The sequence below is a fragment of the Bradyrhizobium sp. 604_D8_N2_3 genome (assembly GCF_051810765.1).
GTDB lineage: Bacteria > Pseudomonadota > Alphaproteobacteria > Rhizobiales > Xanthobacteraceae > Bradyrhizobium > Bradyrhizobium barranii.
Map to the genome: position 1 here is coordinate 158,120 of NZ_JBPWPM010000001.1, position 22,985 is coordinate 181,104.

A 22,985-nucleotide genomic window follows, 5' to 3' on the forward strand; every position below is an offset into this window, starting at 1 on the left:
GGGGGTGAACGGGCCAGTAGGTGGCCGCTCTATTTTGGGAGCCGCGAGATATTGTGACCGTCATATCTGATACCGGCAGGCGCCACCTGATCTGCTCGTGCGAAGGGACGATGCCGCTCGATGCAGACGCAATTCGCCGCGGCTGCCGCGGTGAAGTGACGGCAGCGACGCAGCTCTGCGGCGCCGAACTCGGCCGATTCAAGGCTGTCGCCGCCGAAGATGGTCCGCTCACGGTGGCCTGCACGCAGCAGGCGGCGTTGTTTTCGCAGGTTGCTTCCGAAAATAATCGTGCGAATTCGATACAGTTTGCCAACATCCGCGAGACCGCCGGATGGTCCGGCGATGCCGACCGCGCGGGACCGAAGATGGCCGCGCTGCTGGCCGCCGCGGCCGAAGTCGCCGCACCCGCGCCGATGGTCCAGTTGGAAAGCAGCGGGGTCATCCTGATCTACGGCCGCGACGAGGCCGCGATCGAGGCTGGCGACTTGCTGAAGGAACATCTCGACGTCACCGTGCTGATTGCGCCACCAGCCGCGATCGCACCGCCACGTAGCGCCGACTATCCGATTGCCAAAGGCCGGATAACGAGTGTCAAAGGACATCTGGGCGCGTTCGATGTGGTGGTCGACGATTTCGCCGAAGCCGCACCGTCCTCACGTCGCGCCCTGACGTTCGGCTCGTCACGCAACAACGCCCGTTCGAGCTGCGACATCGTCCTCGACTTGACCGGCGGGCCTGCGCTGGTTCCTGCCGACTTGCGCGACGGCTATCTGCGCGCGGATCCCGGCAGTCCCGCAGCAATCCTCCAGGCCGTGCTGAAAGCGCGCGACCTCGTCGGGACCTTCGAGAAGCCGCGCTACATCACCTTCGACGCCGGGCTTTGCGCACATTCGCGCTCGAAGCGGACCGGCTGCACCCGCTGTCTCGATTCCTGTCCGGCCGGCGCGATCATACCTGCCGGCAACCATGTGGCGATCGACGCCAACATCTGCGCGGGCTGCGGCCAATGCGCGACGGCCTGTCCCACCGGCGCCGCGTCCTATGCGCTGCCGGCGGAAGACGCGCTGGTCAGAAAGCTGCGTGCCATGCTGCTCGCATACCGTCAGGCGGGCGGCGAGCGGGCCGTTGTCCTCGTCCATGACGAAAGCAACGGCGCGCCGCTGATCGACGCGCTGTCGCGGTTCGGCGACGGCTTGCCCGCGAACGTGCTGCCGTTCGCGGTCAACGAGGTCACGCAAATCGGGTTGGAGAGCATCATCGCGGCTTTTGCCTATGGCGTGTCGGCGGTGCATTTCCTGCTACGGGCCAAGCCGCGCCACGACGTCTCCGGATTGACGCGGACGATCGCGCTCGCCGATCCGATCCTTGCCGGACTCGGCTTCGGCCCGGCCCGGCTTTCCGTCATCGCGACCGACGATCCGGACGGTCTGATCGAAGCGCTCCGTACCGCGCCGGCCGACGCCCCCACTCCGCGCCCTGCGAGCTTCCGCGCCGTGGGCGGCAAGCGCGACGTGCTGCGTTTTGCGCTGGCCGAACTGCACCGCGCGGCGCCTGCACCCGTCGATGTCGTTCCGTTGCCCGAAGGCGCGCCGTTCGGGGCCGTCGAGATCGATGCTGCCGGCTGCACGCTTTGCCTGTCCTGCGTGTCGGTCTGTCCGACGAGTGCCCTGCGCGACGACCCCGAGCGCCCGGCATTGCGTTTTGTCGAAGACTCCTGCGTCCAGTGCGGCCTGTGCCGGACGACGTGCCCGGAAAACGTCATCACCCTGGTTCCGCAGATCGACTTCCGCGCCAGCCGCGCGCCAACCCGGGTTCTCAAGGAAGAGGAGCCGTTTTGCTGTATCCGCTGCGGCAAGCCGTTCGGCGTCAAGAGCAGCATCGAGCGTGTGGTCGCGAAGCTCGAAGGCCAGCACTGGATGTATTCGGGCTCGGCGCAGCGGCTCGACGCCGTCAAGATGTGCGGCGACTGCCGCGTCGGCTTCGTCGCCGAACAAGGTTTTGAATCTTATGGCGCGCAGAGCCCGACCGTCCGCACCACCGACGATTACCTGCGTGACCGGGACGGGAAGCGAGACCCGGACGGCCGCTCCAACTGAATTGCCCGGTTCAGGTTGGTCCGAGCGCCATCGCGCTATTCAGCCGGCGTGGCCGAGGGTTGCCGGCCTTCCGCTTCGAGCTTTTCGGCGAGCCAGCGGTCGTGATGCTCTCTCGCCCAATTGATATCGACCTCGCCGGTACCCATGGCTTCGAATGCGCCTTCCATGCCGAGCGTGCCGATATAGATGTGTCCCAGGATCAGCGCGATGAAAAGGATCGCGATGACGGCGTGGGCGACCTGGGCGATCTGCATGTCGGCAATGTTAGTGCCGTAGAAGGGAAACAGCAGCACGAATCCCGATGCGGAGACCAGGAGGCCGGCCGCGACCGACAGCCAATAGACCATTTTCTCACCGAGATTGAAGCGGCCTGCAGGCGCATGCTTCGACTTGATGAAGCCGCCACCCTGCTTGACCCAGTCAATATCGACTCGCTTGAACAGATTGTCCCTGAAGAAAAGCACCGTGATCAGAACGAGGCCCGCCACGAAGGCGAAGCTCGTGAAATTGTGCACGTACTTGGCGACCTGGGAGATGTCGGAGAACAGATCCGGGCCGACCAGCGGCCGCAGCAGGACCTTGCCGAAGGTGATGTTCAGGCCGGTCAATCCGAGCAGCACGAACGAAACCGCTGTCAGCCAATGCGCGAACCGCTCGAAAGCCTTGAAGCGGACAATCTTCTGGCCGGAGCGCCCCGCTTCGATGCGAAGCCGGCCCATGATCAGATAGGCAAGCGCGAGCACGGCAAGCATGCCGACGATCACCACCGCCCCACCCCAGTGCAGCAGGACCTCGTGGAAATAATCCCAGGTCCGTCCCGCCGGCTGCATCAGCACGCTGGCTTTGACATCTGGAATGTCGATCCGGCCCTGGATGCGCGGCGCCTGCTCGAGAAGCGTCTTCTGATTGGCCACACTGGCGGTCGGATTGGGCGCCCCGTCGGGACCGAGCTTCTGGGCGAGCACCGGGGCTGTCGTGAGACCGAACAGCATCAACAACAGCGCTACGAAGCGAATGCGTGCGAAAGCCGTCATGACGGATACCCAATCTTCGTCCCTAATCGTCGCGGTAAACGCAGGTCCCCTTACGACTTGACGTCCTCGTGATAGGCGGTTGTCCAGCCCCAGGCTCCGGAACCATAGCCGCGCTTCTCGACGCGCTCCTCGTAGATCTGGGCGATGATGTCGCCATCGCCTGCGAGCAGTGATTTGGTCGAGCACATCTCGGCGCACAACGGCAGCTTGCCTTCGCCGAACCGGTTCGAGCCGTATTTCGCATATTCTTCAGCGCTGCCCGGTGCCTCCGGACCGCCGCCGCCCGCGCAATAGGTGCACTTGTCCATCTTGCCGCGCGAGCCGAAATTCCCGACCTGGGGATATTGCGGCGCTCCGAACGGGCAGGCGTAGAAGCAATAGCCGCAGCCGATGCACAGATCCTTGTCGTGCAGGACGATACCGTCTTCGGTCGGATAGATGCACTTGACCGGACACACCGACGCGCAAGGCGCATCGGTACAGTGCATGCAGGCCATCGACACCGACCGCTCGCCGGGCTTGCCGTCATTGATCGTGACGACGCGCCGCCGATTGATGCCCCAAGGCACTTCGTTCTCGTTCTTGCAGGCGGTCACACAGGCATTGCAGTCGATGCAACGGTCCGCATCGCACAGGAATTTCATGCGTGCCATTGGTCTAACCTCTCATGCGGCCCTGATCTGACACAGCGTGGCTTTCGGCTCCTGCATGCCGGTGGCAGGATCATAGCCATAGGTCGTCAGCGTGTTGTTGCTCTCGCCGAGCACGATGGGATCGGCCCCCGTTGGATATTTCGCCCGAAGGTCGGTTCCCTCGTACCAGCCGGCGAAATGGAACGGCATCCAGGCAACGCCCTTGCCGACGCGTTCAGTCACCTGCGCCTTCATCCGGGCCCGCGAGCTGTTCTCTGCACCGGTCACCCAAACCCAGCCGCCATCGACGATGCCGCGCTCGGCTGCGTCCGCCGGGTTGATCTCGACGTACATGTGCTGCTTCAGTTCGGCGAGCCATCTGTTGGACCGCGTTTCCTCGCCACCGCCTTCGTATTCAACCAGACGGCCCGAGCTCAGGATCAGCGGGAACTGCTTCGAGATCGCGCGATCGACGGCCGCCTTCTGCACGGAGAAGCCGATATTGGGCACGCGGAATTGCTTCGCGTCCGGCAAGGTCGGATAGTCGGCGACGAGGTCGGGACGCGGCGTGTAGATCGGCTCGCGATGCACCGGAACCGGATCGGGAAGATTCCACGCAATCATGCGTGCCTTGGCGTTTCCGTAAGGCGAACACCCGTGTTCGATCGCGACCCGCTGGATGCCGCCGGAAAGATCGGTCGACCATGACACCTTGTCGGGATCGGCCGGATTGATGCGCTCGATCACCTCGCGTTCTTGCGTCGTGAGGTCCTTGTCCCAGCCGAGTTTGTTCAGCACGCCAAGGGTGAACTCGGGATAACCGTCCTTGATCTCCGAACCAACGGAGTACGAGCCTTCGGCAAGAAGATTATCGTGATCTTCCCGCTCCACCTCCTGCCCGTTCTCCATCACCTTGCGCTTCACGACGCGCTCGACTCCGAACCGCGCGCGGAAGGTACCGCCGCCCTCCTTCACCGGAAGGTTGGTATTGTAGAGGATCGGCGTGCCCGGATGCCTGTACTCGGGCGTGCCCCAGCACGGCCATGGCAGGCCGTAATAATCTCCACCAACCTCCGGATCATCCTTCGGCGCCCGCAGCGTCACCAGGTCGAACTTATGCTGGTTTCTCATGTGGGCCTTGAGCCGCTCCGGCGACTGGCCGCAATAGCCCGTCGACCAGCCGCCGCGGTTGATCTCGCGCAGGATGTCCTCCGCCGAGACCGCGCCGTTCTCGACCTTGATGTTCTTGAACATCAGGTCGGCAAATCCGAATTTGCGGGCGAACAGGTACATGGTGTCGTAGTCGTTCTTCGATTCGAAGACCGGATCGACGATCTTTTCGCCCCATTGCAGGGAGCGGTTGGAGTTGGTGCGCGAACCTTCCATCTCGAAGCTCGTACAGGCCGGCAGGAGGTAAGTGCCGTTCTTGCGCTCCGACAGCACCGACCATGCGGTCGGATAGGGATCGCAGACCACCAGCAACTCCAGCTTCTCGATGCCCTTCACCGCTTCCGGCATCCGCGTGATGGTGTTGACGCCATGGCCCATGATGAACATGGCCTGCACCGGATTGGGCTGGCTGATCTGATTCTTCGGGAGCAGGGTTGCGTCGAACCAGCGCGTGCTGGGAATGCCAGGCGTTTCCATCAGCTTCTTGTCGGGGAAGCGCGACTTCATCCAGTCGTAGTCGACCTCCCATACCCGGCACCAATGCCGCCAGGCCTCCTCGGCAAGACCGTAGTACAGCGGCAGCGAGGTGACATCGAGACCGAGATCGGTTGCACCCTGCACGTTGGTGTGGCCGCGGAAAATGTTGGCGCCTGCGCCGGGCAGCCCCATGTTGCCGGTGGCGAGCAGCAACAGGCAGCTGGCGCGGACATTGGCGGTGCCGGTGGTGAACTGGGTCTGCCCCATCGCCCAGATCAGGGTGGACGGCTTCTGTTTGGCGAACAGTTCGGCGACGTGCTTGACCTGCGCCTCCGGCAGGCCGGTCACGCGCTCGACCTCCTTGGGCGGCCACTTCGCAACCTGCTTCCGGACCTCATCCAGGCCATAGACGCGCTGAGCGAGGAATTCCTTGTCCTCCCAGCCATTCTCGAAAATGTGCCACAGCATGCCGTAGATCGTGGCGATATGCGTGCCGGGGCGAACCCGGACATATTCGGTCGCGTGCGCAGCGGTCCGCGTCATCCGGGGATCGACCACGATCATGTTGGCGCGGTTGAGCTCCTTGCCTTCAAGAATGTGCTGCAGCGAAACCGGATGGGCCTCGGCCGGATTGCCACCCATCAGCAGGATGGTCTTGGCGTTGCGGATGTCGTTGTAGCTGTTGGTCATCGCGCCGTAGCCCCAGGTATTGGCTACACCGGTGACCGTCGTGGAGTGGCAGATCCGCGCCTGATGATCGGAATTATTGGTGCCCCAAAACGCCGCAAGCTTGCGATTGAGATAAGCGGCCTCGTTGGTGAACTTGGCGGAGCCAAGCCAATAGACCGAGTCGGGCCCCGCCTTCTGGCGGATATCCAGCAGCTTGTCGCCGATCTCGTCGATCGCCGTCTCCCAGGAGATGCGCGTCCACTGTCCGTTGACGAGCTTTACGGGGTAACGCAGGCGTCGTTCGTTCAACACGTCGTCGCGAACTGCCGCACCCTTGCAGCAATGCGAGCCGCGATTAATCGGACTGTCGTAGTCGGGCTCCTGCCCGATCCATACGCCGTTGGCGACCTTGGCGATCACCGAGCAACCGACCGAGCAGTGCGTGCAGACGTTCTTGCGGGTCGTGACCGTTGCGCCGACGGGTGGCGGCGGACCGGCTTCGGCCTTGCGCACGCTGTGCAGCGCGATCTCACCCACCGCGGCCAACGCGCCAGCCGTGACTCCCGAGCGCTTCAGGAACGTCCGCCGGTCCAGTTTCGCCGATGCTTCGTCGGCCGCCGCATCGAAAAGCCTGGCACGCTCCGGACGACGTTCGGACTTCCTGATCAGCACGGAAGTCTCCTATCGAGCGGGATAGCTGTTGACGCGGTAGAAATTCCTGACTTCCCGGGAGTCAGGTCGATAGCGAGCCTTCCGCTTCTGATCGAGATCAACGGGCTTTGCGGAAGCCGCTGCCGGCAACAATTGGCCGGCACCCAACGCACCGGCACCGACAATCGTCAGCCGAAGCAAGTCACGTCGAAGAAGCTTTGGCGCTTGATCATTCTTCAACGAAGCACACTCCCTGTCGGGGTCAGGCCTTCCCGAAGGCTATCCGAGTTTTGCGCCGGACATCAATCACAGACCTGCGTTGCATAATCTGCAGGAGCAGCCGTGCACGCAGCTTTGCTGCTCGTGTTACCGCAACAAGCGGTCAATCGCCGTCAACATCATTGTTATCAGCCGTTCGGCTCCGCAGATTGTCGTGCGAATTGGAAACGCCGAAACATCGAGCAGATGATTGCCGGACGGGTGACGTCACACGCGTCGCGAGTGACGGACTCGCGATCGATACGAATGATACGTCGACATCGTGAGCGATCGCGGAAATCCGCGTCGGGTCGGCGGGGCCGCGCCCCTTCGTTGCGCGTTTGAGATCACGCAACACAAGGATGCGATTTATCTATCTGGAAATGCTGGGTATCCAGAAAAAGCTGGCGCCCCGGAAAGGACTCGAACCTTCACGGCCGCGAAGGCACCTGAAGCCAGAGCGTCTACCAATTCCACCCACCTGCGCGCCGTTTGGGGCACGGAGGCGGTTACCATGGTTCGGTGACGCGCTTGGCGCAGGACGATGCGCCTCTCTGGCAGCGTCAGAAGTCAACCGTCATTGATAACCACAACGTACGCGGCATGCCGCTGATCACATAACCGGTCGGATTGCCGATCCAATAGCGTTTGTCGAAGAGGTTGGTGAGAGAAGCACGGAACGTGGTGGGTCGTCCCGCCAGTTGGGTTGCGTAACGTGCACCAATGTCGAACGTCATCCAGGCCGGAACACTTTGGATGTTGTCAGCACTGACATAGGCCTGGCTGGTGTAGATGGTACGCGCCGTCGTAGTCAGCCCGGGCAGGAACGGAGTGTCCCACTCGACACCGAGATTGCTCTGCCATTCCGGAGCGCCGATGGCACGGTTGCCATCATGGAGGTGCCCTTCAGTCTTTGTCAGCCGCGCGTCGAGGTAAGTCACCCCTCCCAGGACGCGGATCCCGGGCCCGACTTCACCGAACGTATTGAACTCGATGCCCCGGTTCCTTTGCTCACCATCGAGACTGAAGATCCTGGTAACCGGATCGGTCGCGCCGCTCGGCAGGCTGATCTGGAATGCCGCGAGGCTCGCGCCGAAGCCTCCGAGATCAAGCTTGGTTCCGACTTCATACTGCTTTGTCTTGAAGGGCGCGAACACCGCATTGGTGTTGGCGGCGCCGGACGGCGGCGTTGGTCCAGGCGTGAGGCCTTCGATGTAGTTGGCGTAGAAGGACAGCTCCTTGATCGGCCGAACCACCAGCGCCACGGAAGGCGACGTGGCGCTCTGATCGTAGTGGGTCGCTTCCAGGCCGCTCACGGGGGCATAGCTGTTCGCGATAACCTGCTGCTGTCGCGCTCCGACGATCACCTGAAGCATCCCGTTCATCATCGAGAGCGTATCGGCGACGCCGACACTTCTCAGACCAAGGAAGGCCGACTTCCCCTCAGGGAATGAAGACAGCGGGGTGCCCGGACTCGCCAGCAGGTTCGGCGTGTAGATGTTGGTAAGATAGTTTCCGTAATTGGTCTGACCGAGCCAGTCAGTGCGGTTCAAGGCACTGCCGCTGACAACGACCTCATGACCGACCGGACCTGTGTCGAAACGCGCCCGCACGCCGGCTTCGCCCGATACGCCGTCGTTTTTGCCGGTCTGGAAGCGAGAGGTCGAGAGGGCATCGCCTGCCGTGTTTAGAATGGTGGCGCCGGGGGCTTCCTGCTTGTCGAAGGTGAATTGGTTGGCGCCGATTGCGCCGAACACGGTGACATTATTCGACACATCATATTCGGCGCGCGTAAGCCCGGTGAGGCTCTTCGCGCGGGCATAGTCGAACGGCTGGGCGAGGTTGATGCGGGGGTCCGGAGCGTTCGGCACCGCGATGCCAGTGACGGGCGTGTAGCCGCGAGCTGCCGCTTTCATCCAGTCGTCCTGATAGATGACATCGGCGGACCACCTGAAGCGCTCGCCCCGATAGTCAACGCCAAGCGAACCGACTCCGTCGCGTACCGACTGACGGTCGATCGTCGTATTGCCGCCATCGATCCCGCCGTTGAAACGAACGCCCCATTCCCGCTGCTCGCCGTAACGGCGCGCCACGTCGATCTCCGTGCCAAACCGCGCATTCGAGATGTAGCCGGCAGTCAGACGCGTCAGGTCCTCGTTTGCCCGTTTGGTCACGACATTGACGCTGCCGCCGATGCTGCCGGACGGAGCCATGCCATTGAGGAACGCCCCGGGTCCCTTGAGCAGCTCGATGCGCTCGATCGGCGCAGGGTTGATCCGGTAAGCCGGCACGAGGCCGTACAGCCCATTCAGCGCGATCTCGCTGTTCTCGACCCGGAAGCCGCGAATGGTCAGCGCGTCATAGCGATTGCTGCTACCGATCGCCGCCCGTACCGACGAATCGGAATTGGTCAGGACCTCGGCGACACTGGTCGCCTGCTGATCGCGGATGGTCTTTTCAGTGTAGCTCGTGAGGCTATATGGCGTTTCCATATAATCCCTGTTGCCGAGGAGGCCGACCTGTCCGCCCCTTGCGACTTGCCCTCCAACATACGGCACCGGCAACGCTGCCTGTTTTGCTCCAAGCGTGGCAGGCGCGCTCATCACTGGCGCGTTCTCACGTCGCTCTGCCCGCCGCGTCGTCGCAGCGCGCGATGTATTGGATGACCGCTGTCGCCGCGCGGGAGAGGCTCGCTGCTCAGGCGCGACGACGGTCACGGGAGGGAGTGACTGTCCGGACGTCGCCGATTGTTGGCGGCCCGATTGCTGTGCGACGGATGAGGTCGTGGTCAAAAACACTGACACGCACGCAAGCCCGAATGCGCGCGAGAAGGTCACGTCGTTAAGCATGCAGTCCCCGGAGTCTTTTCTTCTTGATGCCCCGTCCCAGACACGAATCGCTTGGGACGAGAGCGACTAAGCATTCGGGAAAATCCATGCCAACTAGAAGGCGTCTAAGCTTCCAGGTGATCCTGGCGCGCCGCTCTACGTTTCGATTTCACATCGCATCGATTGTTGGTAAGCGCGAAAGCCTTTTGCTGCCGCCCGAACGCACGATTCGAAAAAATTCGTAAGACCGCAACGCGCCGGATGTGATCGCGACGAGCCATGAGGCAGACCGCGCGAAACCACCGCGGTCAATTGTCACAGACGCGCAATTGCTGGGGACTCAAGACCCGACATGACATCGCTACTGGTAAATGCGTCGCGTACCGCCGCGCGGAAGCGACCCAACATGCGATCGCTGCGGACGTGGGCCGGCATCCACCGCTGGACGAGCATCATCTCGACGCTGTTCCTGCTGATCCTCTCCCTGACGGGCTTGCCGCTGATATTCCAAAAGGAGATCGACGAGGCGTTTGGTTCATCGGGAATGTTGGCCGAAGTCCCGGAAAGCAAGGGCGCGCCAACGCTTGATTCCATCGTCTCGGCAGCGCTGGCGCGACACCCCGGCGATACGATGATCTCACTCGAATTTGCAAAGCGGTGGCCGATCGTGGAGACGCGCTCGGCGCCAACCCCGGATGCCGGACCCACTCGGATACACCGCGAGGCGATCAACCTTCGCACCGGTCAGCTCACAACGATGCCGCAACGGCGTAGTCCCGTGATGCAATTCCTGCACACGCTGCACGCGGATTTGTATCTGGGGCTGCCCGGCGGCTTGTTCCTTGCCGGCACGGCACTCGTCGTCATCGCCTCTGTCGTCTCGGGCTTGATACTCTATCCGCCATTCGTCCGCCGATTTGGATTTGGCACGGTTCGCACGAACAAGAGCCGAAAACTATTGTGGCTCGACCTGCACAATCTGACGGGCATCATTACGATGGCATGGCTGCTCCTCGTTGCCACGACCGGAGCAATCAACACCCTGCATGGCCCCGTTTCCACTTCGGTAAGGACAGCCATGTCCGACGAGATTCGGCGGCGGGTCGTCATGACACAGGCAGGGCGTATGGAAGAAGTCGATCGGCCTGGGTCAATCGAAGCTGCGATCGCTGCTGCCCGCGGCAAGGTGCCAGCAGCGCGAGTGATGTCGTTGTTGTTCCCGAACGCTGAGATCAGTCCGTCCAACCACTACGTGGTTCTGATGAAGGACGGACAAATGATGACACAGGAGCTCTTCTACGCGGTGCTCATCGACGCCCATACCGGTGGCGTGTCTGATGTATTCGAGCCGACGGGTGTCACGAAGGCGCTGCTGATCGCCGAGCCGTTGCATTTTCCGACGACGTTTCCCGGCCTGGCGCCCAAGCTCGTCTGGGCGTTTTTCGACATCGTGACGATCATGGTGCTGGTGAGCGGTTTGTATTTGTGGGCCAGCAAACCGGGCGGTCGCATCCAGCGCAAACGCTCTGCGAAATAGGAAGCGCCGGTGCCGACACGGCGAGCGCATTCTTGCAAGCCAAGGAGCCAAACCACCCGTGGCCAAGGGAGCCGTCCAAGCACGCAGATGGGGCTCAACTAACTGGAATTGCTCATTTTCCAGAATTGTATGGTGCCCAGGAAAGGACTCGAACCTTCACGGCCGTTAAGCCACTGGCACCTGAAGCCAGCGCGTCTACCAATTCCACCACCTGGGCATGCCGTTTGGGGCACGGAGGCGGTTACTACGGTTCGGTGACGCGGTTGTCAAATGCTGCTTGGCACCTGCGCGGGGATGCGGATTGCGCATCGCAAACCGGCCCGATACAAGCCTGATAACACGCACTCTTTCCGCAGGAATGGACCCCAGGAATGGATCCCATGGCATCGAATCTGGAAACTCTCGTCACGGTTTTCGGCGGATCGGGGTTTTTGGGCCGGAATGTCGTCCGCGCGCTGTGCCGGCGGGACTACCGGGTCCGCGTCGCGGTGCGGCGGCCGGAACTGGCCGGGTACCTCCAGCCGTCCGGCAAGGTCGGGCAGGTCCACACCGTGCAGGCGAATCTGCGCTATCCGGCCTCGGTCGAGGCGGCGCTGCGTGATTCGCATGTCGTGATCAATCTGGTCGGCATCCTCACCGAGGGCGGCGCGCAGAGCTTCGACGCCGTCCAGGCCAGGGGCGCCGAGACCGTCGCCAAGGCGGCGGCCGCCGCCGGGGCACGCCTGGTGCATGTCTCCGCGATCGGCGCCGATGCGGAATCGCCCTCGCGCTATGCCAAGGCCAAGGCGGCCGGCGAAGCGGCTGTGCTGGCCGCGGTGCCCTCGGCCACCATCTTCCGTCCCTCCGTGATGTTCGGCCCCGAGGACCAGTTCACCAACCGTTTTGCCGCGCTGGCGCGGATGTCGCCGGTGCTGCCGCTGATCGGCGCCGAGACCAGGATGCAGCCGGTCTATGTCGGCGACGTCGCCACCGCGATCGCGGATGCCGTCGACGGCAAGGCCAAGGCGGGCGCGACCTACGAGCTCGGCGGGCCGGAAGTGCTGACCATGCGCGAGATCATCGAGGCCATTTTGGCCATCACCGACCGCAAGCGGGCGCTGGTCCCGCTGTCGTTCGGCCTTGCTCGCTTCCAGGCCAACTTCCTGCAATTCGCGCCGGGTGCGCTGAAGCTTACGCCGGACCAGGTTACGCTGCTCGAGCACGACAATGTCGTGTCGGAGGCGGCCAAGGCGGCGGGGCTGACGCTGGAAGGCCTCGGCATTGCCGCGGATTCGCTGGAGGCCATCGCCCCGCAATATCTCTGGCGTTTTCGCGCGGCCGGGCAGTTCCAGCGAATGAGCGTTTGAGGTTTCCGCAGCGTCATGGCCGGGCTTGACCCGGCCATCCACGTCTTTCTCACCGCGGCCACCAAGAACGTGGATGCCCGGCACAAGGCCGGGCGTGACGAGACTGTGGTGTGGGTCGCAACCGCCTCAAAACTTCAGCTTCTTGAACACCGCTTCCGGCAGCGTCTTGATGATCAGCATCACGAGACGCCATTTGCCGCTGACATAGACGACGTCGGTCTTCTTCTCGACGGCGTTGAGGATCGCATCGCCGACGACCGGCGCCTCGACGGTGAGCGGGCCGATCAGCTTCATGCCTTCCGTCATTTTCGTGCGGACGAAGCCGGGTTTTACGGTGACGACATGGACGCCGTCGCGGCTGGCGCGGGCGCGCAGGCCCGACAGGAAGGCGGAGAAGCCTGCCTTGGCCGATCCGTAGACATAATTGGAGGCACGGCCGCGATCGCCGGCGACGGACGAGACGCCGACGAGCGTACCACTGCCGCGCGCCAAAAATTTCTCTGCGAACAGGCCGAGGATCAGCGACGGGCCCTCGTAGTTCGAGCGCATGATCGTGGTGGCGTGCGCGAGATCGCTCTCGGCATTTTGCTGCACGCCCAGTAGGCCGACGATCGAGACAACGACATCAGGCAACGCAGGAAGGCCGCTCACAAAACCCTCGAACGAAGCGGTATCGAGCACATCGAATGTGTGGAGGCCAACCTCGACATTGTAGCGCGCGCGCAGATCGGCGGCGTCAGGCTCGAGTGCGGCGACGTCACGGCCCGCGAGGGCGACATCGTATCCGGCCTTGGCAAAGGCGCGCGCGGCGGCGCGGCCGATATCGGAGGAGCCACCGAGCACAATTGCGGACTTGCGTGACGTCACGGCTTAAACCTCATCGAACAGGCGTTGTGAAAGTTTTGAGCGGATGGTCCCGGCGGGATCGAGCGATTTGCGGATTGCGTTGAAGCGCCGCAAGGCCGGATAGCCAGCTTCGAACGTGGCGCGCGACTGGCGTGCATCCTTGGCCAGATAAAGCCGGCCGCCGGCGGCGACGACCAGGCGGTCGATCTCGTCGAGGAAATTCAGGATGTCGCCCTTCACCGGGAAATCCAGCGCCAGCGTGTAGCCGGGCAGTGGGAACGACAGGATGCCGTCGCCCTGGCCGAGTTTCTTGAGCACCGCGAGGAAGGAGGCATCGCCGCGCCGGGCGACGCGATCGAGGATCTCGCCGAGCACGGCGCGGGCGCCCAGCTCCGGGATCACGCATTGATGCTGGAGAAAACCGCGCCGGCCGTAGATGCGGTTCCAGTCACTGATGCTGTCGAGCGGGAAGAAATACGGATAGAGCGAGACCACATGGCTGGCGCCGGCGCGCCGCGCGCCCATGCGGTAGTAGAGCTCGTTGAAGGCGCGGATGCTGTAGCGGTTCAGCGTCATCGACGGCAGGTCGACGGGCACCGCGAGGCCGGGATTTTTGCCGGCGGGAAATGCACCGGCGCCGTCGGCAATCTCGCCCGTCCTTGCGTGCTCGCCGAGATAGATCAGCGAGCGGCCGAGATCGCTGCCGCGTGCGGCACAATCGATCCAGGCCACCGAATAGGTCGCGGAATCGCCCGCATCGAGCGCGCGCATCGCGGCATCGAGATCGGATGCGGAGATCACCCGCTCGCGGATCCACCCCGTTTCGACCGGTCGTAGCCGCATCGTCGCCTCGAGGATCACCCCGGTGAGGCCCATTCCGCCGACGGTCGCGAAGAAGGCATCGGAATTCTGTTCGCGCGAGGCCTCGATGGTCTCGCCCTGCCCGGTGCGCAGCAGGATGCTGTCGACATAGCGGCCGAAACCACCCTCACAATGATGGTTCTTGCCGTGGACATCGGCGGCAATGGCGCCGCCAACCGAGACGAAGCGCGTACCCGGCACGACGAAGGGCAGGAAGCCGCGCGGGCCAAAAGTGTCGATCAGGTCCGACAGCAGCACGCCGGCTTCGAGCCGGATGCGTCCGGTCACGGGATCGAACGACCGGACCCGGTCGAACCCCGTCATCGCGATGGTCCTTGCGGCGCCGATCGCGGCATCGCCATAGGCGCGGCCGTTGCCCCTGGCCACGGAGCCCGTCACCACGGCTTCGCCCACGGCCTCGAACGACCGCGGCCGCAGCAGCTCGCTATCGACGACCGGGAAACGCCCCCAGCCGCTGACGAGGGTCATAGTTCAGCTCCTGTGCCGGGCGCGCCGCCCTGCTCTGGAAACTGCCTACCGATCAAAAGCTTATATTGCGTTGAGGCGCGTCAGTGAGTTTTCGAGAGGTTAACGGCCGAGCGCCAGCGCGATCAGGCCGAGCGTGCCGACGATCACGCGCCACCAGGCAAACACCGCGAAGCCGTGGCGGGTGACGTAGCTCAAGAAAGTCTTCACGACGATGATCGCGGTGATGAACGACACCACGAAACCGATCGCGACGATGCCCATGTGGTCCATCGTCATCTCGGAGCGGTTCTTGTAGAAATCGTAGGCGAACGCGCCGATCATGGTGGGGATGGCGAGGAAGAACGAGAACTCCGCCGCCGCGCGCTTGTCGGCGCCCAGAAACATCGCGGCGACGATGCTGGCGCCGGAGCGCGACACGCCCGGGATCATCGCGATGCACTGCGCGATGCCGATATAGAGATACATCAGCAGCGGAAAGCGGGTGGCGTCATGCTCGCGCGCCTTGAGATCGAGCCGATCGACCCACAGCAGGATGGCGCCGCCGACGATCAGCGAGAAGCACACGACCCACGGATTGAACAGCAGGCTCTTGATGTATTTGCCGGCGACGAGACCGACGATGACCGCGGGCAGGAACGCCACCAGCACGCCGATCACGAAGCGGCGCGCATAGGCGTCGCCGGTGAACATACCGATCGCGACGTCCCACAATTTCTTGAAGTACAGCACGACGATCGCGAGGATCGCACCAAGCTGGATCAGAACGGTAAACGAATCCCAGAAGGCGCCTTCGCCGAGATGGAAGAAGCGCTCCGCGAGCAGAAGGTGGCCGGTCGAGGACACGGGAAGGAACTCGGTCACACCCTCGATGATGCCGAGGATCACTGCCCGTATTGCGTCTGACATATTTACGGTCCATTTCCGCTGGAAAAGCGGGGCTCTTCTCGCCTATTCGTCCTGCTCTCGCAATCGCAAAATGCGACGTCACGCCCTTGCCTCGCGGTTTTGAAGGACTAGTGTGGCGCCGCACAAACATTGATGGATTCTTAATCACCATCAAATAGTCAAAGGCTTCATGTTTACGCTGTTTCATCATCCGTTCTGCCCGCATTCGCGTTTCATCCGCCTGATCGCGGGAGAATACGGGCTCGAATTGCGGCTGGTCGAAGAACGCAGCTGGGAGCGGCGCGAGGCATTTCTGCTGCTCAATGCGGCCGGCACCACGCCCGTCCTGGTGGACAAGGAACAATCGCCCATACCGGGCGCCGCGATCATCGCCGAATATGTCGATGAGGCCTACGGCGCCGACATGGGACCGAAGCGCCTGATGCCGGAAACGGTCGCCGAGCGCGTCGAGGTGCGCCGGCTGATGGCCTGGTTCAACGAAAAATTCTTCGAGGAGGTCTCGCATCCTCTGGTCACCGAGCGCATCTACAAGCGCTTCATGAGCGAGGAGAACGGCGGCGGCGCACCCTCGGCCGACGTGATGCGAGCCGCCAAGGCCAACGTGCGCTATCATCTGGCCTATATCGGCTGGCTGGCGCAGACGCGGAACTTCCTCGCCGGCGACCGGCTCACCTACGCGGACCTCGCCGCCGCGGCGCATCTCTCGGCGATCGACTATCTGGGCGACGTGCCATGGAGCGAGGACGACGCAGCAAAGGCGTGGTACGCGCGGGTGAAATCCCGCCCGTCGTTCCGTCCGCTGCTGAGCGAATGGCTGGCGGGCGTGCCGGCATCGCGGACCTACGTGGACCTCGACTTCTGAACTCGGATCCGACCGAATTGAAGGCGGCGCTTGCAAACGAGGCACGCGCGCTCGGCTTCGACTGCATCGGCATCACCGCATCCGGCACGATCGAAAACGCCGGAAAGCATTTTCTCGAATTCATCGCCTCGGGCGGCCATGGCGACATGGACTGGCTTGCAGCACACCCCGAGCGCCGCGTCGATCCACGCGGGCTATGGCAGGACGTGCGCAGCGTCATCATGCTCGGCGTCAATTACGGGCCCGACCAGGATCCGCTCGCGATCCTGCAGCAGCGCACGCGCGCGGCGATCTCGGTCTATGCGCAGGGCGACGACTACCACGATCTCATCAAGAAGCGCCTGAAGGCGCTGGCGCGCTGGCTGGTCGCGACCGCGCCATCGGACGTAAAGGTGTTCGTCGACACCGCGGCGGTGATGGAGAAGCCGTTGGCGCAAGCCGCGCATCTGGGCTGGCAGGGCAAGCACACCAATCTCGTCTCGCGCGAGTTCGGCTCCTGGCTATTCCTCGGCGCGATCTACACGACGCTCGAGCTGCCGCGCGACGACGCCGAGATCGATCATTGCGGCTCATGCCAGGCGTGCCTCGACATCTGCCCGACGTCGGCGTTTCCGGCGCCCTACAAGCTCGATGCGCGGCGCTGCATCTCGTATCTGACCATCGAGAACAAGGGACCGATCCCGCGCGAGTTTCGCAAGGCCATCGGCAACCGCATCTATGGCTGCGACGATTGCCTTGCAGCGTGTCCCTGGAACAAGTTCGCGCAGGAGGGACGCGAGGCAAAGCTCGCCGCGCGCGACGAATTGCGCGCGCCGTCGCTCGCCGAACTCGCACGGCTCGACGATGCATCGTTTCGCGCGCTGTTCACGAAGTCGCCGGTGAAGCGCATCGGCCGCGACCGGTTTTTGCGGAACGTGCTGATCGCGATTGGTAACTCCGGTGAGGCGATGCTGGCGGAGGAGGCGCGGCGATTGCTCGGCGATGAGAGCGCTTTGGTGCGTGGCGCTGCGGTGTGGGCGCTGGAGCAGCTGGTGTCGCGCGGAGAGTTTGAGGCGATGAGGTTTGCCACGGCGAGCAACGAGCACGACGACAGCGTGCGTGAAGAGTGGCAGGCCGCTTCCTAATTCTCGGTGTCATGCCCCGGCTTGACCGGGGCATCCAGTACGCCGCGGCCTCTCGATTGAACCACAATCGTCTCGGAGTACTGGATCGCCCGGTCAAGCCGGGCGATGACACCGTTGTTGTGATGAGAGCGCTTCGCGCCTCCTCACCCTGAGGATTGGGGGACCTTGATTTCCTCACGCGTTTCCTCAAAGTCGCGCGTCATGACAAACATGCCTTTCTTCACCCGCGACGGCGATACATTCCATCCGACGGAAGTGGCCAACGGTCCCTGGGATCCGAAATCGCTGCACGGACGCGTCATCGTCGGCCTGCTCGGCTTCGCCATCGAGGAGCGCCATTCCGGCCCGGAATTCGTCCCGGCGCGGCTCACGGTCGACATGTTTCGGCTGCCGACCATCGACAAGCCGATCGAGGTGACGACGCGGCTGGTGCGCGACGGACTACGCATTCGCGTGGTCGAGGCCGAATTTGTCTCCGGCGGCGTCAGCATGGCGCGTGCCTCGTGCCAGCTGCTGCGCAAAACGCAGAATCCGGACGGCAACGTCTGGTCGCCGCCGAACTGGGACGTGCCGAAGCCGGACGACATTCCCAAGCCCACCGATCCCAGGCTCGGCATGAACGGCAAATGGACGACGCGGCCGATCGTCGGCCATATGGGCTCGCTCGGTCCGCGCCGGCTCTGGATGAGCGAGGTGCGCGAGCTCGTGGCCGGCGTGCCGATGACGCCGTTCGTCCATGTCGCTGTCGGCGCCGATTTCGCCAGCCCCTTTGCCAACGCCGGCGACAAGGGGCTCGGCTACATCAACAGCGACGTCACGATCTATCTGCATCGGCTGCCAGTGACGAACTGGATCGGCTTCGACGTGGTCAATCACCAGGCGACCGATGGTGTCGCGATCGGCGAATGCTGGCTCTACGACGAGCAAGGCCCGATCGGCACCGCCACGGTCGCAGCACTGGCGCAGCGCAAGCCGATGGCGAATCCGTCGAAGCGGTAGTCGTTACTGTCATTCCGGGGCGCGCGCCAAGTGGCACGCCCCGGAATGACAAGAGGAGAGGGGCCGCGCGGCTACGCCAGATGCCGCTTCATCTCCGGCCGCGCTTTCAGCTCAGCACCCTGCTTGCCGACGATCTTCGCAATCCGTTCCGGCGCAAACTTCAGATCGACGAACGCCGGCGCGGTGTTGGCGACCTCGTGATAGCTCACGATCCTGCCGTCGCGCAGCGTCATGATCGCGACGCCCTCGAACATCGCCCGCGCGCCGTTCGCTTCGGCCAAGGTCGAGCGATAGCTGAAGGTGTAGCGCGCATAGAGCGTGGTGCCGTCGGTGACGGGATCATGCATGTCCCAGCGGAAATCGGTCGCCGTGCGATAGAACCAGTCGTCGACCATCGCTGCGATCTTTTCGCGGCCTTCGAAGGCGCCGTAGAAGACGTCGTGATAGACGCCGTCCTCGGTGAAGAGATCCGCGAAGGCTTTTCCGTTACGCTGTTCGACGGCGTCGCAAAAGGTGCGCAGCATGGCAGTGGCGGTCATTGGCATTTCTCCCATTCTCGCTCTTCGTCATGCCCCGGCTTGACCGGGGCATCCAGTACGCCGCGGCTTCTCGGCTAAAGCACGATGGCCTCTGGAATACTGGATCGCCCGATCAAGTCGGGCGATGACACCGAATGTTGGGCGGCAGTCTCACCCGATCTCGGCCACCGCGGCAAGAATGCGGGCGATATCTTGCGGACGGGAGAGGCGGTGATCGCCGTCCTGGATCATGGTAAGCACGACGTCGTCGGCCGGCAGGCGATGCGTCAGCGCGAATGCGTGCTGCCAGGGCACATCCGGATCCTGCGCGCCCTGGAGGATGCGGACGGGACAGCCGAGATCGATGGCGCTGCCGAGCAGCAAATGATTGCGGCCCTCCTCGATCAGATTCCGCGTGATCGGATAGGGCGAGCCATCGCCATAGTCCGACGGCCGCAGCCAGAAGCCCTTGGTCTCGATTTCTTTCTTCACCGCAGGCGAAAAATTCTTCCACATCAGCTCCTCGGTGAAGTCGGGCGCCGGCGCGATCAGCACCAGGCCCGCAAGCGACGCTTTACTGGCCCGCTTCCTGATCTCGCGCGCGAGCAGCAGCGCCATCCAGCCGCCCATGGAGGAACCGATCAGAACCTGCGGGCCGTCGCAGAACCGCTCGAACACCGCCACGCTGTCCTCGAGCCAGCTTCCGATGGTTCCATCGGCGAACTCGCCGCCGGATTCGCCATGGCCGGAGTAGTCGAACCGGACCGCGGCGCGGCCGTGGTCCGCGGCCCAGGCATCCAGCGCCACGGCCTTGCTGCCCTGCATGTCCGACTTGAACCCGCCGAGCCAGACCAGTCCGGGTCCGCGACCGGCGCGGCTGCGCACCGCGATCCTGCGTGCGGACGGTCCCTCGCCCACATCGATGAAGCCGAGCACGGCTTCGGGAATTGCATTGCTCATGGAACGTTTACTCTGGTTGTTCGGTTTGAGCTGTCTGGATGCGTTCCGAGGCCCAGCCCAGCATCGCTATTGCCCTTTGGGACGCTTGCGGAACAGAAGCAAGGTGTCTATGTCCTGCAGCGTGCCCATGGGCGTGACCAAAATGCCTCGCATTTGAGGCTTTTTCGCCTCCCGCACGCGACTTGCTTGCCGGCAAACGCATCTTCCTTCAGACTAGCCGCCTCTTTCACAATTTTGGAGAACCACCCATTCGCCGTCCCAATAAAGCCCCGCCCGTTGCCAGCAAAGACGGGCCGCGCATCAATGATGATATTCGCAATGCGCAAATCCAGCTGATCGATCAGACCGGTGACAACAAGGGCACGGTCGAAACCGTCATGGCCATCCGTATGGCCCAGGAAGCTGGCATGGATCTGGTCGAGATTTCGCCGAATGTCAGCCCTCCCGTCTGCAAGATCATGGACTACGGGAAGTACAAGTATTCCGCCCAGAAAAAGGCCGCCGAAGCCCGCAAGCGGCAGAAGATCGTCGAGATCAAGGAGATCAAGCTCCGCCCGATGATCGACGACCACGATTACGACGTGAAGATGCGCGCGATGCAGCGGTTCTTCGAAGAAGGCGACAAGGTCAAGATCACGCTGCGCTATCGCGGCCGCGAAATGGCGCACCAGGAGATCGGCACCAAGCTTCTGGACAAGATCAAGAACGACGTCGCCGAGCTCGCCAAGGTCGAGCAGGATGCCAGGTTCGAGGGCCGTCAGGTCGTCATGGTGCTGGCGCCGCGCTGACGTCCGTTTTTCAGGACTGAGAGTTCAACGGCCCGTCCGGATTTCCGGCGGGCCGTTTGTGTATCAGGACCGGGTCGCATGCCAGATGCCGCTGCACCGGTCGCCGGAAATGATGCCGTTCCAGGAGCCTGCACCGGCCACCCCGCCGAGCCGGCCGCCTCCACTGGCGTGGGACGCGCCGACCGAGACCTGGACCGCGACGGCGCCGCCGCGACGAACCGTGCCGGAGACCCGGCCGCCGCCGGCGGATGACACCCGGCCGCCGGTGACGGTGAAGGGGACGCTGTAACCGGAACTGCAATTGCCCCGCGTGGTGGCGAAAGTGACATTCCAGATGCCGTCATAGCTGCCGATACGGGCGTCGGCGGTCGAGGGCAGCACGGCCGTGGCCAGCACGGCAAGCAGCGCCAGGCGGCGCGGGCGGGCGAGGTCCGTCAAGGACGAAAGCGATCGGGGAAAATGGGCCATTTTGGTCTTGCTCCAGGCGACATGGCTTGGACATATGGGTGGTAACTTCGAATAGTCGCCGGGCAGGTTTCGGCGGTTCAGCGTTGCCATTTGGCTTGTCCTCTGTCATAAGCCCAGCCTTCATCGCCCGGCTGATTAAGGGCTGCCGTGGCGGTGTCCGTGCGGGTTTCGCGCTTGTTCGTAAAACCTGAGCACAATCAACGCTCTAACGAGCATTTTTGACGGCCAGCCGCCTTCGCGGGCGGGTTTCTGTGGCCATTAGGAGAGCCAAATGCCCAAGCTGAAGACCAAATCGGGCGCTAAAAAGCGCTTCAAGGTGACTGCCACCGGCAAAGTGATGCACGCCCAGCGCGGCAAGCGTCACGGCATGATCAAGCGGACGAAGAAGCAGATCCGTCAGCTGCGCGGCACTCGCGTGCTGTTCAAGACCGACGGCGACAACGTCAAGAAGTACTTCTTGCCGAACGCCTGATCGCGTCCAAGATCGTCGAAGATCATTGCCACCTCCGCCGCGCTCGCGCGGCGATCCGAAAACCAAGTCATCTCTGAAGGATTTTGTCATGTCTCGCGTCAAACGCGGTGTGACCGCCCACGCCAAGCACAAGAAAGTCTACAAGGCCGCCAAGGGTTTCTATGGCCGCCGCAAGAACACCATCCGCGCCGCCAAGCCGGCCGTAGAAAAGGCCCAGCAGTACGCGTTCCGTGATCGCAAGCGCAAGAAGCGGACTTTCCGCGCGCTCTGGATCCAGCGTCTCAACGCCGCTGTGCGTCCGTTCGGCCTGACCTACAGCCGATTTATCGACGGTCTCGCCAAGTCGGGCATCACCGTGGACCGCAAGGTGCTGTCGGATCTCGCGATCCACGAGCCTGCGTCGTTCCAGGCGATCGCCGAGAAGGCCAAGGCTGCGCTGGCCGCCTAAGCGGCTGCTTCAGAGCAAGCCCAGCACTAATGGCCGGCTCCGCCGGCCTTCAGCGCACGTCGCGAGTAACGCTGGGCGACCTCCGCCCGGCAGAAGGCCGTGGCCGAGATATACATGGTGCCGGACTTGTTCCGGTACTTCCGGTCGCAGACCCGCAACTCGCGCTGATAGCTGAGCTTCTGCGGCGTTCTCAGCCGGCCGACAAAATCGGCCTCGCACTTCTTCTCGACCGCTTCGCCGAATTGCACGTCGCCGCTGGCGCCGTATGCGCAAGCATCGAACAGCGTCATGGCACGGTCGCAGCTCGGCGCCGCGTTCAGGACCGCGATGATGTCATCCATCGACGTCGATTTGGCCGGGCATTCCTCCGCGGCGTGAGCCGCGCTCCCCAAAAGAACCAAGCTCAAGCCGACCACCCAGGATCGTAAACGCATCGTCTTCTCCCTCGACTTCAGGTTGGTGCCAGCCATGCCTATAGGGTTCAAATGCCCTGCATTTACGACGGCTATACGGCTTGACGTTCCGGCCCGGCTGCGGCCACAACCG

General features: G+C 63.2%; 20 protein-coding genes and 1 tRNA gene. 9 read left to right on the forward strand and 12 right to left on the reverse strand.

Annotated features, from left to right (window positions below):
* Positions 1–110 precede the first annotated feature (110 nt).
* Positions 111–2,096: a 4Fe-4S binding protein gene (locus AB7245_RS00715; protein WP_439033822.1), complete on the forward strand. Its 1,986-nt coding sequence runs from the start codon at positions 111–113 to the stop codon at positions 2,094–2,096.
* 35 nt (positions 2,097–2,131) lie between these two features.
* Here AB7245_RS00715 and AB7245_RS00720 read toward each other — a convergent pair whose 3' ends face one another.
* The 4 genes from AB7245_RS00720 to AB7245_RS00735 all read right to left on the reverse strand — a co-directional run bounded on the left by AB7245_RS00720 (position 2,132) and on the right by AB7245_RS00735 (position 9,590).
* Positions 2,132–3,130 (reverse strand): formate dehydrogenase subunit gamma, encoded by a 999-nt coding sequence (locus tag AB7245_RS00720; protein WP_063980200.1) that lies wholly within the window; start codon positions 3,128–3,130, stop codon positions 2,132–2,134.
* A gap of 50 nt (positions 3,131–3,180) precedes the next feature.
* Complete coding sequence (gene fdh3B / locus AB7245_RS00725) at positions 3,181–3,783, reverse strand: formate dehydrogenase FDH3 subunit beta (protein WP_063980201.1); 603 nt, start codon at positions 3,781–3,783, stop codon at positions 3,181–3,183.
* Between the two features lie 12 nt (positions 3,784–3,795).
* Complete coding sequence (locus AB7245_RS00730) at positions 3,796–6,750, reverse strand: formate dehydrogenase subunit alpha (RefSeq protein ID WP_439033823.1); 2,955 nt, start codon at positions 6,748–6,750, stop codon at positions 3,796–3,798.
* Positions 6,751–7,550: 800 nt separating this feature from the next.
* A complete protein-coding gene (locus AB7245_RS00735) occupies positions 7,551–9,590 on the reverse strand; it encodes a TonB-dependent receptor (protein ID WP_199877119.1) in 2,040 nt (679 codons plus the stop codon).
* A gap of 577 nt (positions 9,591–10,167) precedes the next feature.
* Between AB7245_RS00735 and AB7245_RS00740 the strand changes: the two genes are divergently transcribed.
* The gene (locus tag AB7245_RS00740) at positions 10,168–11,352 is read left to right on the forward strand and encodes a PepSY-associated TM helix domain-containing protein (protein ID WP_439033824.1); all 1,185 of its coding nucleotides are present in this window, start codon (positions 10,168–10,170) and stop codon (positions 11,350–11,352) included.
* Positions 11,353–11,482: 130 nt separating this feature from the next.
* On the opposite strand, the gene AB7245_RS00745 is transcribed toward AB7245_RS00740, so the two are convergent.
* Positions 11,483–11,569, reverse strand: a tRNA-Leu gene (locus AB7245_RS00745).
* 163 nt (positions 11,570–11,732) lie between these two features.
* On the opposite strand from AB7245_RS00745, the gene AB7245_RS00750 reads away from it, so the two are divergent.
* Positions 11,733–12,698: a complex I NDUFA9 subunit family protein gene (locus AB7245_RS00750; RefSeq protein WP_063985966.1), complete on the forward strand. Its 966-nt coding sequence runs from the start codon at positions 11,733–11,735 to the stop codon at positions 12,696–12,698.
* Between the two features lie 126 nt (positions 12,699–12,824).
* Here the strand turns inward: AB7245_RS00750 and AB7245_RS00755 are convergent, their stop codons facing one another.
* From AB7245_RS00755 to AB7245_RS00765, 3 genes are all read right to left on the reverse strand, one after another.
* Positions 12,825–13,565, reverse strand: coding sequence for an SDR family oxidoreductase (locus tag AB7245_RS00755; protein WP_063980217.1), 741 nt, complete (start codon positions 13,563–13,565; stop codon positions 12,825–12,827).
* Between the two features lie 3 nt (positions 13,566–13,568).
* Positions 13,569–14,894: an FAD-binding oxidoreductase gene (locus AB7245_RS00760; protein WP_063980218.1), complete on the reverse strand. Its 1,326-nt coding sequence runs from the start codon at positions 14,892–14,894 to the stop codon at positions 13,569–13,571.
* A 99-nt stretch (positions 14,895–14,993) separates the two neighbouring features.
* Complete coding sequence (locus AB7245_RS00765; protein ID WP_063980219.1) at positions 14,994–15,800, reverse strand: undecaprenyl-diphosphate phosphatase; 807 nt, start codon at positions 15,798–15,800, stop codon at positions 14,994–14,996.
* A gap of 169 nt (positions 15,801–15,969) precedes the next feature.
* On the opposite strand from AB7245_RS00765, the gene AB7245_RS00770 reads away from it, so the two are divergent.
* The 3 genes from AB7245_RS00770 (at position 15,970) to AB7245_RS00780 (ending at position 18,785) form a co-directional block, all read left to right on the forward strand.
* Entirely contained in the window at positions 15,970–16,662 is a 693-nt protein-coding gene (locus tag AB7245_RS00770) for a glutathione S-transferase family protein (protein ID WP_063980220.1), read from the forward strand.
* Positions 16,611–17,786: a tRNA epoxyqueuosine(34) reductase QueG gene (gene queG / locus AB7245_RS00775; RefSeq protein WP_063980221.1), complete on the forward strand. Its 1,176-nt coding sequence runs from the start codon at positions 16,611–16,613 to the stop codon at positions 17,784–17,786. The genes AB7245_RS00770 and queG overlap by 52 nt, the downstream gene beginning before the upstream one ends.
* 201 nt (positions 17,787–17,987) lie before the next feature.
* A complete protein-coding gene (locus AB7245_RS00780; protein WP_028169709.1) occupies positions 17,988–18,785 on the forward strand; it encodes an acyl-CoA thioesterase domain-containing protein in 798 nt (265 codons plus the stop codon).
* A gap of 71 nt (positions 18,786–18,856) precedes the next feature.
* Here the strand turns inward: AB7245_RS00780 and AB7245_RS00785 are convergent, their stop codons facing one another.
* Positions 18,857–19,324, reverse strand: coding sequence for a nuclear transport factor 2 family protein (locus AB7245_RS00785; RefSeq protein WP_014490871.1), 468 nt, complete (start codon positions 19,322–19,324; stop codon positions 18,857–18,859).
* Positions 19,325–19,474: 150 nt separating this feature from the next.
* A complete protein-coding gene (locus AB7245_RS00790) occupies positions 19,475–20,263 on the reverse strand; it encodes an alpha/beta hydrolase (RefSeq protein ID WP_063980222.1) in 789 nt (262 codons plus the stop codon).
* A gap of 248 nt (positions 20,264–20,511) precedes the next feature.
* On the opposite strand from AB7245_RS00790, the gene infC reads away from it, so the two are divergent.
* Positions 20,512–21,051, forward strand: a complete 540-nt coding sequence (gene infC / locus AB7245_RS00795) for a translation initiation factor IF-3 (RefSeq protein WP_071917037.1) — start codon at positions 20,512–20,514, stop codon at positions 21,049–21,051.
* Positions 21,052–21,114: 63 nt separating this feature from the next.
* Here the strand turns inward: infC and AB7245_RS00800 are convergent, their stop codons facing one another.
* Positions 21,115–21,519, reverse strand: coding sequence for a hypothetical protein (locus tag AB7245_RS00800; protein ID WP_063980224.1), 405 nt, complete (start codon positions 21,517–21,519; stop codon positions 21,115–21,117).
* 271 nt (positions 21,520–21,790) lie between these two features.
* Here AB7245_RS00800 and rpmI point away from each other — a divergent pair, with 271 nt between their 5' ends.
* Together rpmI and rplT are read left to right on the forward strand one after the other, a co-directional pair.
* A complete protein-coding gene (rpmI, locus tag AB7245_RS00805) occupies positions 21,791–21,991 on the forward strand; it encodes a 50S ribosomal protein L35 (protein WP_008539890.1) in 201 nt (66 codons plus the stop codon).
* 88 nt (positions 21,992–22,079) lie between these two features.
* Entirely contained in the window at positions 22,080–22,439 is a 360-nt protein-coding gene (gene rplT, locus AB7245_RS00810; RefSeq protein WP_014490867.1) for a 50S ribosomal protein L20, read from the forward strand.
* Positions 22,440–22,465: 26 nt separating this feature from the next.
* Here rplT and AB7245_RS00815 read toward each other — a convergent pair whose 3' ends face one another.
* On the reverse strand, positions 22,466–22,873 hold the full coding sequence (locus tag AB7245_RS00815) for a hypothetical protein (protein WP_063985967.1): 408 nt from the start codon (positions 22,871–22,873) through the stop codon (positions 22,466–22,468).
* Positions 22,874–22,985: the final 112 nt, after the last annotated feature.

Bases quoted from the DNA above. Each gene is read 5' to 3' on its own strand.
- AB7245_RS00785 (WP_014490871.1), bottom strand. From the start codon at position 19,324: ATGACCGCCACTGCCATGCTGCGCACCTTTTGCGACGCCGTCGAACAG.
- AB7245_RS00740 (WP_439033824.1), top strand. From the start codon at position 10,168: ATGACATCGCTACTGGTAAATGCGTCGCGTACCGCCGCGCGGAAGCGA.
- queG (WP_063980221.1), top strand. From the start codon at position 16,611: ATGGCTGGCGGGCGTGCCGGCATCGCGGACCTACGTGGACCTCGACTT.
- AB7245_RS00780 (WP_028169709.1), top strand. From the start codon at position 17,988: ATGACAAACATGCCTTTCTTCACCCGCGACGGCGATACATTCCATCCG.
- AB7245_RS00800 (WP_063980224.1), bottom strand. From the start codon at position 21,519: ATGGCCCATTTTCCCCGATCGCTTTCGTCCTTGACGGACCTCGCCCGC.
- AB7245_RS00770 (WP_063980220.1), top strand. From the start codon at position 15,970: ATGTTTACGCTGTTTCATCATCCGTTCTGCCCGCATTCGCGTTTCATC.
- AB7245_RS00815 (WP_063985967.1), bottom strand. From the start codon at position 22,873: ATGCGTTTACGATCCTGGGTGGTCGGCTTGAGCTTGGTTCTTTTGGGG.
- AB7245_RS00720 (WP_063980200.1), bottom strand. From the start codon at position 3,130: ATGACGGCTTTCGCACGCATTCGCTTCGTAGCGCTGTTGTTGATGCTG.
- fdh3B (WP_063980201.1), bottom strand. From the start codon at position 3,783: ATGGCACGCATGAAATTCCTGTGCGATGCGGACCGTTGCATCGACTGC.
- AB7245_RS00765 (WP_063980219.1), bottom strand. From the start codon at position 15,800: ATGTCAGACGCAATACGGGCAGTGATCCTCGGCATCATCGAGGGTGTG.
- AB7245_RS00760 (WP_063980218.1), bottom strand. From the start codon at position 14,894: ATGACCCTCGTCAGCGGCTGGGGGCGTTTCCCGGTCGTCGATAGCGAG.
- rplT (WP_014490867.1), top strand. From the start codon at position 22,080: ATGTCTCGCGTCAAACGCGGTGTGACCGCCCACGCCAAGCACAAGAAA.
- AB7245_RS00790 (WP_063980222.1), bottom strand. From the start codon at position 20,263: ATGAGCAATGCAATTCCCGAAGCCGTGCTCGGCTTCATCGATGTGGGC.
- AB7245_RS00735 (WP_199877119.1), bottom strand. From the start codon at position 9,590: ATGAGCGCGCCTGCCACGCTTGGAGCAAAACAGGCAGCGTTGCCGGTG.
- AB7245_RS00715 (WP_439033822.1), top strand. From the start codon at position 111: ATGCCGCTCGATGCAGACGCAATTCGCCGCGGCTGCCGCGGTGAAGTG.
- rpmI (WP_008539890.1), top strand. From the start codon at position 21,791: ATGCCCAAGCTGAAGACCAAATCGGGCGCTAAAAAGCGCTTCAAGGTG.
- AB7245_RS00750 (WP_063985966.1), top strand. From the start codon at position 11,733: ATGGCATCGAATCTGGAAACTCTCGTCACGGTTTTCGGCGGATCGGGG.